We start from the raw sequence: 13,926 nt of genomic DNA, 5'->3' as shown, positions 1-13,926 counted from the left end.
TTAAAAGCTTTAAAAATAACGTCCACACTAGGCTATCTAATTGTATAATCCCCACAAATTGGCTAAGTTTGAAGCCAAACACCATATTAATGACAGTTTTAACTTTTACACTCATCTTGTTATTTGGGGCGTGCTGTGCTGGATTTATTGGATCGCTTACTGGACTTGGTGGAGGCGTGGTAATTATCCCCCTGTTGACAGTAGTGTTGGGTGTTGATATACATTATGCTATTGGCGCTGCTCTTGTCTCGGTCATTGCCACATCTTCGGGATCAGCTGCAGCTTATGTAAGAGAAGGGATCACGAATATGCGCTTAGGAATGTTTCTAGAAATAGCGACAACGGCAGGCGCTGTGGGAGGAGCCTTGTTAGCCTCCATTGCACCAACCAGCTTAATCGCTATTCTATTTGGTTGTACCCTTATATTTTCAGCGTTAAATTCTTTGCGTAAAAAGGAAGAACACAATGTGAAATCCTCAAGCTCCTTGGCTTTAGCATTAAAGTTACCTTCAAGTTATCCCAGCACTTCCGGGATTATCTCCTATGGAACCAAAAACGTAATAGGCGGTTTTAGCATGATGGGTTTGGCGGGTATGCTTTCGGGATTACTTGGAATAGGATCCGGTGCCTTTAAAGTAATCGCTATGGATAATATTATGCGTATTCCTTTCAAGGTGTCAACAACCACTAGTAACTTTATGATGGGAGTCACTGCTACCGCCAGTGCTGTTATTTATTTGCAGAAAGGATATATCGAACCGGATATTTGCATGCCGGTGGTAATAGGTGTTTTATTGGGTGCTATGACGGGTGCTAAAGTCCTACTGAGGGCCAACCCAAAAAAATTAAGAATGTTTTTTGCCGTTATCATCATTATTTTGGCACTCAACATGATTTATAACGGCGCCGCCGGAAATATATAATATGATGAGAGGAAGCTCTAATTCAATCACGAATGCAAAATGAGAAAGTAAAAGATAGAGATATCCAGCTGGTTATAGGAAATCTATTGCGATACGGCGTTTGGACGGCACTTGGTGTTGCCGCTTTGGGTGGATTGATCTATCTGTTCAATCATGAACGTGATACAATTCACTACGGTACCTTTATAGAGAAAGACATAGATATCATAACATTATCTAAGCAAACACTTATTGGGGTGGCACATGGAAGAGGCGATGATGTAATCCTGCTGGGAATATTACTCTTGTTTTTAACACCAATTCTGCGTATAATATTTTCGTTAGTGGCTTTCTTGTTAGAGAAAGACTATCTTTATGTAGGAATTACACTACTTGTTATCGCAATAATCTGTTTTAGTATTTTTTTTGGTTTTGCCCATTAGCATCGTTCCGATTAGGAATACCTAATGCAAGGAAACCACCTAAAGCAGGATTAACTATTTATCGTTAGTATAATTATTATAATAAAACGATTACGTATGACCGTATTTATCGACCGCATGATCCCGCAAATCGGCCTAGATCTTTTAAATGAGGCTGGCATAACTTATGAACAACACGTTGACAGAAGAGAACTTAGTACACAAGAGCTGATTGATCGCTGCAGTAAACACAACGCGTTGCTGACTGCCGGTTGGGGGCCGCTCAATAGTGAATTTATTGCAGCATGCAAGCATTTGAAAATCATCTCACTCCATTCTGTTGGCTATGACCGCGTTGATATTAAGGCGGCCACCAAATGGGGTATTCCTGTCGGCAATACGCCGGATGTATTAAGCGAAGCCACCGCTGACACCGCTTTTCTTTTAATGCTTGCTGTATCGCGGAAAGCACTGTACCTTCATAAAAAAATTATTAAAGGAGAATGGGGGTTTAGCCAACCAATAGATGATCTTGGTTTTTCCCTTCAGGGTAAAACGTTAGGCATATTTGGCTTAGGTAATATTGGTTGCGAACTAGCAAAAAAAGCAAAGGCGGCTTTTAATATGCCTATTATTTACCACAACCGTTCGCACAATGAAGAAGCCGAAAGAAACCTGGGTGCAAACCGTGTATCCTTCGACGACTTAGTAAGTCAAAGTGACGTTTTAGTTGCTTTCTCTTCTCTAACACCGGAGACGAAAAATAAGTTTAATAGAGACGTTTTCCATAAAATGAAGCCGTCTGCCATTTTTATAAATCCTTCGCGGGGTGGCGTACACAATGAACCCGATCTCATCCAAGCCTTGCAGCAAGGTATAATATGGGGAGCCGGACTAGATGTAACCAATCCTGAGCCGATGCAAGCAGACAACCCGCTTCTCAATATGCCTAATGTAGCTGTTTTCCCTCATATAGGATCAAATACCGTAGAAGCGCGAAATGGGATGGCCAGTATTGCGGCTAAAAACGTTATCGCCGCGTTCCAGGGACGACCTTTATTACATATAGTCAACCCGGAAGTTTACGAACAGCACTGACGATCAGAAATTGAAGGTTACGGTTTTACGAATTATTAATAAAAGGGTAACATAATATAGAACAGCCCGTAATAACGGGCTGTTAGAATTTCTTAATACAAGCTTAAACAGAAGTTATACACACTAGATCTTCTTCACATTTACAGCCTGCTGGCCTTTTCTTCCGTCGGCTACCTCAAACTCCACTCGATCATTATCTTTGATTGCATCTATTCCGCCCTTTACGTCTTTAAAGTGAACAAAAATGTCGGTCCCGTCTTCTTGAATAATAAATCCAAATCCCTTTTGCGCGTTGAACCATTTTACTTTTCCGGTTTTCATTAATAAAAAATTTGTTGTTGTACGATTGTTGTGGCCCTATATAGAAATACTGATGTATCATAATTTAGGAAACACAGGGTTAATTCTCAGTAATTTTGCTTAAAAAAATAGTCCACATTACTACCGGCAATGGTGAGAACCCGAACAGATTTATTTAAACTATACCAAACCTACTATAAAATTTTCAATTTTTCAATGATCAAGCAAAAAAATTGAACGGTATATGATAAGTTGTTTCATTGATATCATCGTTACTCACTGATTTGTTAAAAGTTCAGCTAATAGCTCATTAAGTTATTAGCTGATTACTCTTACTTATTCGGCTGTGGAGTTGTGCGCAAATAAGGTTTGATCTCCTTATAGCCTTTCGGAAATTTTGATGGAATATCCTCTGTTTTTATAGCCGGAACTACAATAACATCCTCTCCATCCTTCCAATCAGCAGGTGTTGCAACACTATAATTCTCGGTAAGTTGTAATGAATCAATCACTCGCAAAATTTCCTGGAAATTTCTGCCTGTAGACGCAGGATAGGTAATCGTAAGCCGTACTTTTTTATTTGGATCGATGATATAAACCGAACGCACAGTCGCAGTGGCAGATGCATTGGGATGAATCATTCCATAAGCTTCTGCTATTTTCCTGTCTTTGTCAGCAATAATCGGAAAGTTTACCTCCACATGCTGGGTTTCATTAATATCTTTTACCCATCCATGGTGATCCTCGACGCTGTCCACACTAAGTGCCAAGACTTTCACGTTACGCTTGTCAAACTCATGCTTCAGGGATGCTGTTTTTCCCAATTCAGTTGTGCATACCGGTGTATAATCAGATGGGTGAGAGTAAAGTACTACCCAACTGTCTCCAACGTAATCATAAAAATTAATATTTCCTTCTGTTGTGACCGCATCAAAGTTTGGTGCAACATCTCCTAGTTGTAAACTCATTATTTTTCCTCCTTTAAAGTTAATACAAAGTATATCAAATTAATCGACTTTTTTCGACAATAACAAACGCCGCCATCACAAATTTTACTTATAGCTGATTCGATCTACACCTATTACATTGACATTACATAAATCCGGGGAAATGGTTTTCATAGTAGCTCCTACTTGCTTTTTTGACATCTGTGTTATGTTAATTACATCGCACATAGCTATGTTTGCAGAAAATTACGGGCCATGCAGTTAGCTTATATACAACAATTAGAAGAAGCGATCGCTCAACAGAAGGAGGAAATCATTTACCACCCGCTTTATAGGAGTATTACAAGTATTGATGATCTGAAAGTTTTTATGGAACATCACATTTTTGCCGTGTGGGATTTTATGTCCTTGTTAAAAGCGTTACAAAGAAGTTTAACTTGCGTTCAAATACCTTGGTATCCTATAGGCGACGCAAACACACGTTATTTAATCAACGAAATTGTCACCGGTGAAGAATCTGATATTGACCATCTGGGAAATCGAAAGAGCCATTACGAAATATATTTGGAAGCAATGGAGCAGTGTGGAGCTGACACGACTTCAATAACCAAATTGACGCAGGCGCTTAAAGAAGGTAATTCAATGCAAATTGCTCTACGTATAGCAGATGCACCGGAGGCGGCAGTAGATTTTGTTAGCGATACTTTCGATATAATAAGCCATGCAACCCCCGCAATTCAATCAGCTGTATTTACCTTTAGTAGAGAAGACTTGATTCCTGATATGTTTATTTCCATCATAAAAGATTTGGACAGCGAATTTCCGGAAAGTATTTCCATTTTTAAATACTATTTGGAAAGACATATTGAAGTAGATGGAGATCATCATGGCAATCTTGCACTCCAGATGACGAGCACCCTGTGCGGTGACGACCCCTCTGTTTGGCAAGATGCGATACAAGCGGTAAAAAGATCCTTACAATTTCGCATTAAGCTCTGGGATTGTGCTTTAATGAAAATGAAGTACCAAAAAGATCAATTATCCAAAGAAATTTCTAATCCATCATAAGCAAGGTGGATTCCTGGAGGCAATTCTTTGGAAACTTCCTCATGCAAGCCCAAACGATGGCTGATATGGGTCAAATAGGTGTGGTCAGCCCCTATTCTGCTCGCAAAGTTTATAGCTTCTTCTAAAGTAAAATGAGAAATATGCGCCTCTCGTTGCAACGCGTTTACTACTAAAGTTTTCGTACCTTTTATTTTGTTCACGGAACTTTCCGAAACGGATTTCACATCGGTAAGGTAAGTGAAATCACCAAAGCGATAACCTTTTATCGGTAGTTTAAAATGCATAATATCAATAGGTTGAACACCTATATTTCCCACGAAAAAGGATTGATCGGTTACATCTCTTAAATTAATCTTAGGTATACCTGGATATTTGTGCTCAGCGAAGATATAATAGAATTCCCGTTTAAGTGCTTCTTGAACCAAATAATCGCCAAAAACATCAATCGCTGTCCCCTGAAAATAGTTAAAGGCACGGATATCGTCCAAACCTGCTATATGATCTTTATGTGCATGCGTGTAAAGTACGGCTTCTAAATGATTTACTTTCGCACGGAGCATTTGAAAACGAAAATCAGGGCCGGTATCGATCACAATGTTTTTGCCTTTCTCCGTGAGCAAAATAGAAGAACGAAGACGTTTATCACGATAATCAGAAGAGGTACAGACGTTACAATTGCATGCAATTACAGGCACGCCCTGTGATGTTCCAGTACCTAAAAACTTAATCGTCAAAGTGTTAATTTAGTTTGTTTAATATTAAATAATAGTTGTTTTTGTTTATCATCCAGTTGGGATATATCGGGTTCCAGTTCACGCAAAAGCTCAATTAACGAATTTATCTTTACCTCTACATTCGAAAAGCGATTAACAACTATTATCTTACTATTCTGTAAAAGGCAGGAACCTGTCTTAAAGTTTCCTTTTTCATAGCGAACTTTATAGCCCATCCCCTTAAAAAGAGCCTCTAACTTATCCAAACTATGTTGCGTAAACGGTAACACTTTTTCTATGTATAAAAATCATTGACCCGATCGCAGAACTTATCGCAAATCTACAACGTCCATCCCCGGATAATCTGCTTTGTCAAATATAAAAGTTTTGGGGCTAACTTTAACATTGGGTATGAAATTTTGGATGGTGTAGCTATAAAGGCTTCCACTTTTATCAAAAACTGTAACATCGTAAATCTGATTTACTGATTTGTTTAACCGTAATCGCACTTTGAAATAAGACTTGCTATTGTCCGTCGGGGTCAAATCGATCACCCACAAGGCCTTGCCTGCTACTTGCTCGCTTTTTGCGGCAGGATATTTAAATCCCTGATTATAGAACGAAAAAATATTTGCCGGGGTAATTGATCCCGATTGTGTTTCTTCTACATCGTTAATCTGAACTTCCTGCTCTTCTTTCAGTACATGCCATTGCTGTTTACCATCCGAGATCACTACCTGATCGTCAAGAACGATACGGTATTTATTGGTTCGAGGTTCTATAGTTAACTCCCCTTTTTCATTTACCGTCGTCTGTTTTTGTTGGTTAAGTGCCTTTAAGCTAAATTGAATTTTAGCCGTTCTATACGATTGGTATTTTTTACTTATGTCGTTTAGCAGCTTCTTTGTTGCAGGATCATTTTGACCTAAAGCCATTAAACTGCAAGCAAGCAAAATAATCACAGAAAAAAATTTCTTCATATTATAAACTTCTGTAGCCACCGTTTTCCCCAGCGATTGGTAGGGGCTCAATAGCTAGGTTATATGGGATAGACGTTTTTATCTGCAAAACGTTTAATTGCGTATTCGATTTCCATCAATCCTTTTTAGCTAAACTTTCCAAAAATTGTTCCAATGAGTATTCATCCGGGTATAGCACTTCCCTGGCCTTGCTACCTTCAAAAGGACCTACAATGCCTGCTGCTTCAAGTTGATCAATAATGCGCCCTGCACGGTTATACCCTAATTTGAGTTTTCGCTGAATCAAGGACGTAGAACCCTGCTGATGCAAAACAATTAATCGCGCAGCTTCTTCAAATAATGCATCGCGGTCGTTTACCAAATCGATATCGCTTAAACCACTGCCCTCTCCATTTTCATCCACGTACTCGGGCAACAGAAAAGCTGAAGGATAGCCTCTTTGTGCCCCGATGAATTCTGAAATCTCTTCTACTTCGGGGGTGTCCACAAAAGCACATTGTATCCGGATCAAATCACTTCCTGTCGCAAGCAACATATCACCTCGTCCAATAAGTTGATCCGCACCTCCGGTATCTAAAATCGTGCGTGAGTCCACCTTAGAAAGAACTCGGAAAGCTAAACGAGCCGGAAAGTTTGCTTTAATAGTACCGGTAATAATATTAACGGAAGGGCGTTGCGTTGCAATTACTAAATGTATTCCCACGGCCCGTGCCAATTGCGCAAGTCGCGCGATAGGTGTCTCCACTTCCTTTCCGGCTGTCATCATCAGATCTGCAAATTCATCGACAATCAGAACAATGAAAGGCATAAAGCGATGTCCCTCTTCAGGATTAAGCCTTCTGTTAACAAATTTGTTGTTATATTCTCTCAGATTTCGCACTTGCGCATTCTTCAACAAATCGTAACGTTGATCCATTTCAATGCAAAGTGAATTGAGGGTATTGATAACTTTTTTCGTATCGGTTATGATGGCTTCCTCTTCTCCTGGAAGTTTAGCTAAAAAATGTCGCTCAATAGTTTTAAAAAGCGATAGTTCAACCTTCTTCGGGTCTACCATCACAAATTTCAATTCTGCCGGATGCTTTTTATATAGTAAAGAAGTAATAATGGCATTAATGCCCACTGATTTACCTTGGCCCGTTGCCCCTGCAACTAGTAAGTGTGGCATTTTGGCTAGGTCAGCTATATATACTTCATTCGAAATAGTTTTGCCTAACGCAATCGGTAAGTCCATTTCAGTATGCTGAAACTTTTCGGTAGCGATAACTGCTTTCATAGCAACCATCTCCGGCTTTTTATTTGGAACTTCAATACCAATAGTCCCTTTACCCGGCATCGGTGCAATAATACGTATTCCAAGGGCTGCTAAACTAAGTGCGATATCATCTTCTAAATTCTTGATTTTTGAAATACGCACACCTGGCTTAGGAATAATTTCATATAAGGTAACCGTAGGACCAATAGTTGCCTTGATCTTGTCGATTTCAATATTATAATTGCTAAGTGTTTCAACAATTTTATCTTTATTTGCTTCCAGTTCTTCATTATTCACCACGATCTTTCCCGAACCATAATCTTTTAACAAGTCTAAATGAGGGTGTTGATAGCCTGATAAATCTAATTTTGGATCATATTGACCAAATTGCTCTACAAGCGTATCAGCGGTGGTCAACGGCTTTTCCTCCTTCACGCGCTCTACCAGTAAGTCAGGGCTTTCTTTAACCTCGTTGAGAGGCATATTTCGCTCGGATTCCGGTTCATTTGCAATGAGCGGTTCCAATTCAAATGAAGGACTATTTGAACTTGCGTCTGAGTCCAATTCAACCTTTCTCGGCTTAACTTCTAAGTTCTGCGATAAACGAGTTTCATTTTCTTTCTCGCCACCAATATGATCACCCCGGTCATTCTTTATTTGATTGCGTTGAAAGGCGGGTGTTGTGTATTCATCCTCCTGAACATCATCATCCTCTTCTTCCTCCACGTTGGATATAAGATCGTTGACATCATTATTTAGCACTATTTTTTTCTTTTTCTCCGGCAGTTTAAAATCGAGATTAAATGCAATAATCAAAGCGGTTAAGCCTATAAATAACAAAAAGGCTCCAACACCTGCCGTGCCAACCTGAGCTTCTAGTATCTTATTGGTCCAAAAGCCGAACTCTCCTTCTAAATAATGTGGATATTCTAAGATGAAGCTATGAAAATAAGCAATCGTTACAGATATGAACAACAAGAGAAAAAAACCGTAGCCGAAAAGCTTATCTAAAGCAATGAGCCTTACTTTAAATAGAAGCCTATACCCCATTACAAAAAAGGCTATTACAAACAAAAAGGATGCGATACCGAACCACTCATACATAAATTGATTCGCCAATAATGCACCCAACTTGCCAAGCCAGTTTTCAACAACTACCTCTTTAAACCCCAAGGTTTCTAGCTCTTCCCTGGTCTTAAATAGTGTGTTCCACCCTCCATTAGCCGCAGATATATAACTTTGGTCATTTTGCCAAGTAAATAGATAAGAGGTAAATGCAATGAAAAAATAAAGAGACAGTACCAAAAAAAATAGACCGGCAATTTTCACAGCTTTACTATTCTGGAAATTTATTCGCCCCGAAAATCGGGTACCAAACGTCGACTGTTCATCGCGTGATCTTTTAGGGGTACCGTTATTTCGTATCTTCCCTTCTCCCTTTACTGTATTAGACCTAAACTGATTTCCTTTTAAAGACATTAATTTCTACAATTCTTTGGTACAAACTTATGGATTTTTTTGGACGAAGGCTTCGCCCTAAATAAATTTTATAAATACTGTAGCGCTCACACTCCCCAACCCGTTAAAGGTATCAGAAGATAAGCCATCAACAGGCTATCTACATACGTTTATTAATTCACATGAACATACATACTTTATTGTTAAATAACAAGAAGAGATTGATCTATGCGTTTCTAGGCCTTTGTTTTTTGTTGCCAATGAGCGCATGTCTTAAAGATGACGATAACGGACAGGATGGAACCATACCCGCAGCACTTGTATCGTTTATACATACATCACCGGATGCTGGTGATTTAATCGTAGGAATAAACGGGTATAGAGTTAATACACAACAATTTAAATATTTGGATAGAACGGTTTACCAATTGGTGTATCCAGGGGGTAACCAATTTCAGGTAAATACGTCAGCAGACAATAAAAAATTGGATGTAAAAAATTGGAGTTTAGAGGGTGGGGTATGCTATTCCATTTTTGCGGTAGATCGCCTTGATTCATTGGAACTGTTAGGAATGCGGGATTTTTATGCAAGCGATGTCCCTGCCAGCGGCATGGCGAGAATTCGTTTTATTAATCTTTGCCCTGACTCCGTGAAATTTGACTTAAAGACAAGTGCGGTGGATACACTTTTAGCGTCCGATAAAAAGTTTAAGCAAAATAGTGCTTTTGGTAATATTAAAGCGGACGACAACACAGCATACACACTGGAGGTAATTAACCATGATACGCATGTATCAATGGCGAACGCTACTTTTACACCAAAACAAGGACAATATTATACTATACTGGCTACCGGCTTTATAGACACTGAAGAGGAGGCGAAAAAGCTTAAGGTCTCCATCTTCAAGCACGATTAGGTTGATTGATGTCCATCATATCCCAATCGATGGACAGCCGCCCGCTCCCCTTGGGCGGCTTTTTTTCACAACACTTCATTCACTTTTGCTTCGGGGGGGAAATAGTTAAGAGGTAAATAAGATAATGATCTTTTTAAAACAAGTTAATGTTAAACAGGTTTGAGGTTCTATATTACAATTAATGTAGTTGGTTAATAAAAAAGGTTATAAGCTTGCATATATCAATAATTAAGTCTACCTTTGCACCTTCTTTAGACAATAAAGTCTAACGTTTTTTGAATTTCATGAACCCATTTAGTCAATTGGGAATCCGTCATGATGTTGTTAATGCCATATCGGCGCTAGGTTTTGAAAAACCTACACCAATCCAGGAGCAGGCCATTCCGGCCCTTCTTACAGGCAGCAGCGATTTTGTCGGATTAGCCCAAACAGGAACCGGTAAAACCGCAGCATTTGGCCTGCCGTTATTAGAATTATTAGACTTCTCACAAAACACGCCTCAAGCATTAGTGCTCTGTCCTACGCGTGAACTGTGTTTGCAGATTACTAATGATTTAAAAAATTTTTCTAAAAATCTAGACAATGTACACGTTGTAGCTGTGTATGGTGGCGCTAATATTAGCGATCAGCTGCGCCAGATTAGACGTGGTGTACAAATTGTGGTTGCGACACCTGGCCGTATGCTCGATATTATCGGCAGAAAGGCCATAGATTTTTCGGGAGTACGGTATGTAGTTTTGGATGAAGCGGATGAAATGCTCAATATGGGCTTTCAAGAGGACATTAACGATATCCTTTCAACTACTCCCGATGAAAAGAAAACGTGGTTATTTTCAGCCACTATGCCGGCAGAAGTACGTCGGATCGCAAAAAATTACATGACCGATCCGTTTGAACTTACCGTAGGAACAAAGAATACAGGTAACGCAAATATCGATCATGAATACTACATCGTGAGACCGCGCGATAAATACGCGGCTTTTAAACGCATTGTAGATTTTAATCCTGAAATTTTCGGTATTGTTTTTTGCCGCACGAAAATTGAAACGCAAGAAATTGCGGAAGCCTTGATAAAGGATGGTTATAATGCCGATTCTCTACATGGTGATCTTTCGCAACAACAACGCGACAAAGTAATGAAACGTTACCGCGAACGTAGTTTGCAACTGCTCATCGCAACTGATGTTGCTGCGCGTGGTATCGATGTTAATAATGTAACACACGTTATTAACTTCTCTTTACCGGACGAGATCGAGAATTATACGCACAGAAGTGGTCGTACTGCTCGTGCCGGTAAAACGGGAGTTTCTATTTCGTTGGTTACCTCTAAAGAACTAGGGAAAATAAGACAGATTGAACGTGTAATCGGCAAGCAATTCGTAAAAGCAGAGATTCCTAATGGTTTTGATGTATGCGAGAAACAATTGTTTGCACTTGTTCATAAAGTAAAAGCCGTTGAAGTGAACGATGACCAAATCGGTCAATACCTTCCACGTATCATGGACGAGTTTAGTGATTTTTCTAAAGAAGATGTCATTAAGCACTTTGCTAGCTTGGAGTTCAATCGCTTCTTGGATTATTACGAGAATGCACCTGATCTGAATGTATCCGCGGCAACTGACTCCCGATCAGAAAAAGGAGGAAAAGCAGATCGTTTTGGCCGTACAGGCTACAAATCTGACTTTACTCGCTTATTTATTAATCTTGGTTCGGTGGATGATTTTACCAGAGGAGATATGTTGGGATACATCTGTAACAATGCACAAATAAGCGGTAAAAGCATCGGTAAGATAGACCTAAAAGGTGTGTATACTTTCTTTGAAGTAGAAAATGATGTAGTTGACAAAATCATGAGCGGATTTCAGCGAGCGGATTTCAACGGACGTTCCGTACGTGTTGAATTAGCCGGCGACCGAGACGCGGGCCCTTCTAGAGGTGGAAGCAGTCGGAGTGGGCGCTCTTCAAGAAGTAGTGGACGTGGAGGACGCGATCGTGAAAGAGATAGTGGTAATGGCGGAGGTTTTCGTGATTTTTCGGGAAAACGTCGCGAGAGAAAAGGTGAACGAAAAAAATGGTAACCCTAGCCCCTATTTAGTAGGGGCTTTTTTTATACCAGTTGTTTCTTATTTTTAAGTTAATATCCAACGGCCTTATCGTCTCCTCTTGAATCGGCTCCTCCCATCAATGAGCCATCCGAACCTACCAAAATTGCATCCACCCTACCAATGCTACTTCTAGGCGTAAACTTATATCCTTTCTGCTCCAAACGAGTTCGGACAGCGTCTGTTATCGCGTTCTCTTCTACAAATACCTCGTCTGGCATCCATTGATGATGAAAACGGGGTGCATCAACAGCCTGCTGCATTGTTTTATTGAATTCTATGACGTTTAAGATCGTTTGAAATACCGACGTTATAATAGTTGATCCGCCAGGTGTACCAAGAACCATAAAAAGCTTGTTATCTTTGGTTAAGATTGTCGGACTCATTGCACTTAACATTCGCTTTCCCGGTTCTATTGCATTTGCCTTTCCACCAAGAAGTCCATATAAATTGGGCACACCTGGTTTAATTGAGAAATCATCCATTTCATCATTTAATAAAAACCCTCCTTTTTGCACCACTACCTGTGAGCCATAGGCATTATTCAGGGTAGTCGTTATGGATACCGCGTTCCCTTCTTTGTCAACAATTGAAAAGTGCGTCGTTTGTTCACTCTCATGATGTTGAGGGCTTCCTGCTTTGATGGCGCTGCTAAGGGTAGCCCGATTAAAATTCATGTCTCGCATTCTTCCAAGCTGATAATTGGAATCCAACAGCCCCTTAATTGGTACCGGGTAAAAATCGATGTCTCCTAAATGTTCCGCGCGGTCCGCATAAACCCTCCGCTCAGCTTCCACCATCACTTGAATTGTCGAATCTTGTTGGAAGCCCCACCTACTCAACGGATAGGGTTCAACTGATTTGAGCAAGGACACTAAAGCAATACCGCCACTAGATGAAGGCGGCATCGACACAATTTGGTAACCTTTATAATTTCCTATAATCGGTTCGCGCCATTTAGCTTGATAGCGTTTTAAATCCTCATAACTAATAATTCCGTTACCGCGCTTCATTTCCTCCAAAATCAAAAAAGCCGTCCGACCCTCGTAAAAACCGGCACGACCTTTCTCCTTAATTGCGGTAAGTGTCCGGGCTAAATCCTTTTGCACTAAAAGATCGCCTGCTTTCCATTCGCTTTTTTTATTAATAAGCGCCGTTCCCATTGGATTGAACCGCTGAAAAGCTTCCTTTCTTGCATTCAGCTCCTCCGCTTGCATAGCTGTAAGGGGGAAACCTTTTCTCGCTAAATCTATTGCTGGCTGAAGCAAATCCTTCCAAGCCAATTTAGCATATTTTTCGTGGGCTTTAACCATTCCATCCACGGTTCCTGGAACCCCTACTGATAACTGTCCATCTAAACTTAAACGCTCGATTGGATTGCCTTCGGGGTCTAAATACATATCTCGTGTCGCTTTGCCGGGAGCTGTTTCCCTAAAATCCAAAGCGGCAAATTCGTTTTTGGCAGAACGATACACCATAAACCCGCCTCCACCGATATTCCCGGCATTAGGGTAAACGACGGCTAGGGCAAATTGTACTGCAATGGCAGCATCAACCGCGTTTCCACCTTTCTTCAGTATATTCAAACCAACTTCTGAAGCTATCGGGTGAGCAGAAACTACCATACCATTCCTATATCCTGAAACTGCATCCTGTGCAACGACAATATGATGGGTTGGAAGTAAAAAGCACAGCAACAAACAACTGAATCTGCCGATTGATCGTAAATAGGTGTTCATAATAAGTCTTATATGATTGGTTAAT

The 13,926-nt window shown here is 40.1% G+C and carries 13 protein-coding genes; 6 read left to right on the top strand and 7 right to left on the bottom strand.

Annotated elements, in window-relative coordinates:
- Positions 1 to 89: 89 nt before the first annotated feature.
- The 3 genes from M1D52_RS12260 to M1D52_RS12250 all read left to right on the top strand — a co-directional run bounded on the left by M1D52_RS12260 (position 90) and on the right by M1D52_RS12250 (position 2,422).
- Positions 90 to 923, top strand: a complete 834-nt coding sequence (locus M1D52_RS12260; protein ID WP_130855855.1) for a sulfite exporter TauE/SafE family protein — start codon at positions 90 to 92, stop codon at positions 921 to 923.
- Positions 924 to 955: 32 nt separating this feature from the next.
- The gene (locus M1D52_RS12255) at positions 956 to 1,345 is read left to right on the top strand and encodes a DUF1634 domain-containing protein (protein WP_437392684.1); all 390 of its coding nucleotides are present in this window, start codon (positions 956 to 958) and stop codon (positions 1,343 to 1,345) included.
- A gap of 96 nt (positions 1,346 to 1,441) precedes the next feature.
- Positions 1,442 to 2,422, top strand: a complete 981-nt coding sequence (locus tag M1D52_RS12250; protein WP_437392683.1) for a 2-hydroxyacid dehydrogenase — start codon at positions 1,442 to 1,444, stop codon at positions 2,420 to 2,422.
- Between the two features lie 123 nt (positions 2,423 to 2,545).
- Here the strand turns inward: M1D52_RS12250 and M1D52_RS12245 are convergent, their stop codons facing one another.
- Together M1D52_RS12245 and M1D52_RS12240 are read right to left on the bottom strand one after the other, a co-directional pair.
- A complete protein-coding gene (locus tag M1D52_RS12245; RefSeq protein ID WP_013667121.1) occupies positions 2,546 to 2,743 on the bottom strand; it encodes a cold-shock protein in 198 nt (65 codons plus the stop codon).
- 311 nt (positions 2,744 to 3,054) lie between these two features.
- Positions 3,055 to 3,690 carry a peroxiredoxin gene (locus tag M1D52_RS12240; protein WP_013667122.1) on the bottom strand — a complete coding sequence of 212 codons (636 nt, stop codon included), beginning with the start codon at positions 3,688 to 3,690 and terminating at the stop codon, positions 3,055 to 3,057.
- A 234-nt stretch (positions 3,691 to 3,924) separates the two neighbouring features.
- On the opposite strand from M1D52_RS12240, the gene M1D52_RS12235 reads away from it, so the two are divergent.
- Positions 3,925 to 4,737: a DUF3050 domain-containing protein gene (locus tag M1D52_RS12235; RefSeq protein ID WP_437392682.1), complete on the top strand. Its 813-nt coding sequence runs from the start codon at positions 3,925 to 3,927 to the stop codon at positions 4,735 to 4,737.
- On the opposite strand, the gene M1D52_RS12230 is transcribed toward M1D52_RS12235, so the two are convergent.
- The 4 genes from M1D52_RS12230 to M1D52_RS12215 form a co-directional block, all read right to left on the bottom strand.
- Entirely contained in the window at positions 4,704 to 5,471 is a 768-nt protein-coding gene (locus M1D52_RS12230) for an MBL fold metallo-hydrolase (RefSeq protein ID WP_013667124.1), read from the bottom strand. The genes M1D52_RS12235 and M1D52_RS12230 overlap by 34 nt on opposite strands.
- Entirely contained in the window at positions 5,468 to 5,740 is a 273-nt protein-coding gene (locus tag M1D52_RS12225; RefSeq protein WP_013667125.1) for a hypothetical protein, read from the bottom strand. Before M1D52_RS12225 ends, M1D52_RS12230 begins: the two co-directional genes overlap by 4 nt.
- Before the next feature lie 39 nt (positions 5,741 to 5,779).
- On the bottom strand, positions 5,780 to 6,430 hold the full coding sequence (locus M1D52_RS12220) for a LolA family protein (protein WP_437392681.1): 651 nt from the start codon (positions 6,428 to 6,430) through the stop codon (positions 5,780 to 5,782).
- Positions 6,431 to 6,545: 115 nt separating this feature from the next.
- The gene (locus M1D52_RS12215; RefSeq protein ID WP_437392680.1) at positions 6,546 to 9,164 is read right to left on the bottom strand and encodes an FtsK/SpoIIIE family DNA translocase; all 2,619 of its coding nucleotides are present in this window, start codon (positions 9,162 to 9,164) and stop codon (positions 6,546 to 6,548) included.
- Between the two features lie 161 nt (positions 9,165 to 9,325).
- On the opposite strand from M1D52_RS12215, the gene M1D52_RS12210 reads away from it, so the two are divergent.
- Positions 9,326 to 10,060 (top strand): DUF4397 domain-containing protein, encoded by a 735-nt coding sequence (locus tag M1D52_RS12210; RefSeq protein ID WP_437392679.1) that lies wholly within the window; start codon positions 9,326 to 9,328, stop codon positions 10,058 to 10,060.
- 284 nt (positions 10,061 to 10,344) lie between these two features.
- Entirely contained in the window at positions 10,345 to 12,138 is a 1,794-nt protein-coding gene (locus M1D52_RS12205; RefSeq protein WP_013667129.1) for a DEAD/DEAH box helicase, read from the top strand.
- 56 nt (positions 12,139 to 12,194) lie between these two features.
- On the opposite strand, the gene ggt is transcribed toward M1D52_RS12205, so the two are convergent.
- Positions 12,195 to 13,901 (bottom strand): gamma-glutamyltransferase, encoded by a 1,707-nt coding sequence (gene ggt / locus M1D52_RS12200; protein ID WP_437392678.1) that lies wholly within the window; start codon positions 13,899 to 13,901, stop codon positions 12,195 to 12,197.
- Positions 13,902 to 13,926 lie beyond the last annotated feature (25 nt).

The organism is Olivibacter sp. SA151 (genome assembly GCF_054130995.1).
This window is presented reverse-complemented; position numbering and strand designations above follow the sequence as displayed.

Coding starts and splice junctions, on each gene's coding strand:
- M1D52_RS12205 (WP_013667129.1), top strand. CDS start 10,345: ATGAACCCATTTAGTCAATTGGGAATCCGTCATGATGTTGTTAATGCC.
- M1D52_RS12235 (WP_437392682.1), top strand. CDS start 3,925: ATGCAGTTAGCTTATATACAACAATTAGAAGAAGCGATCGCTCAACAG.
- M1D52_RS12245 (WP_013667121.1), bottom strand. CDS start 2,743: ATGAAAACCGGAAAAGTAAAATGGTTCAACGCGCAAAAGGGATTTGGA.
- M1D52_RS12215 (WP_437392680.1), bottom strand. CDS start 9,164: ATGTCTTTAAAAGGAAATCAGTTTAGGTCTAATACAGTAAAGGGAGAA.
- M1D52_RS12240 (WP_013667122.1), bottom strand. CDS start 3,690: ATGAGTTTACAACTAGGAGATGTTGCACCAAACTTTGATGCGGTCACA.
- M1D52_RS12210 (WP_437392679.1), top strand. CDS start 9,326: ATGAACATACATACTTTATTGTTAAATAACAAGAAGAGATTGATCTAT.
- ggt (WP_437392678.1), bottom strand. CDS start 13,901: ATGAACACCTATTTACGATCAATCGGCAGATTCAGTTGTTTGTTGCTG.
- M1D52_RS12260 (WP_130855855.1), top strand. CDS start 90: ATGACAGTTTTAACTTTTACACTCATCTTGTTATTTGGGGCGTGCTGT.
- M1D52_RS12255 (WP_437392684.1), top strand. CDS start 956: ATGCAAAATGAGAAAGTAAAAGATAGAGATATCCAGCTGGTTATAGGA.
- M1D52_RS12220 (WP_437392681.1), bottom strand. CDS start 6,430: ATGAAGAAATTTTTTTCTGTGATTATTTTGCTTGCTTGCAGTTTAATG.
- M1D52_RS12250 (WP_437392683.1), top strand. CDS start 1,442: ATGACCGTATTTATCGACCGCATGATCCCGCAAATCGGCCTAGATCTT.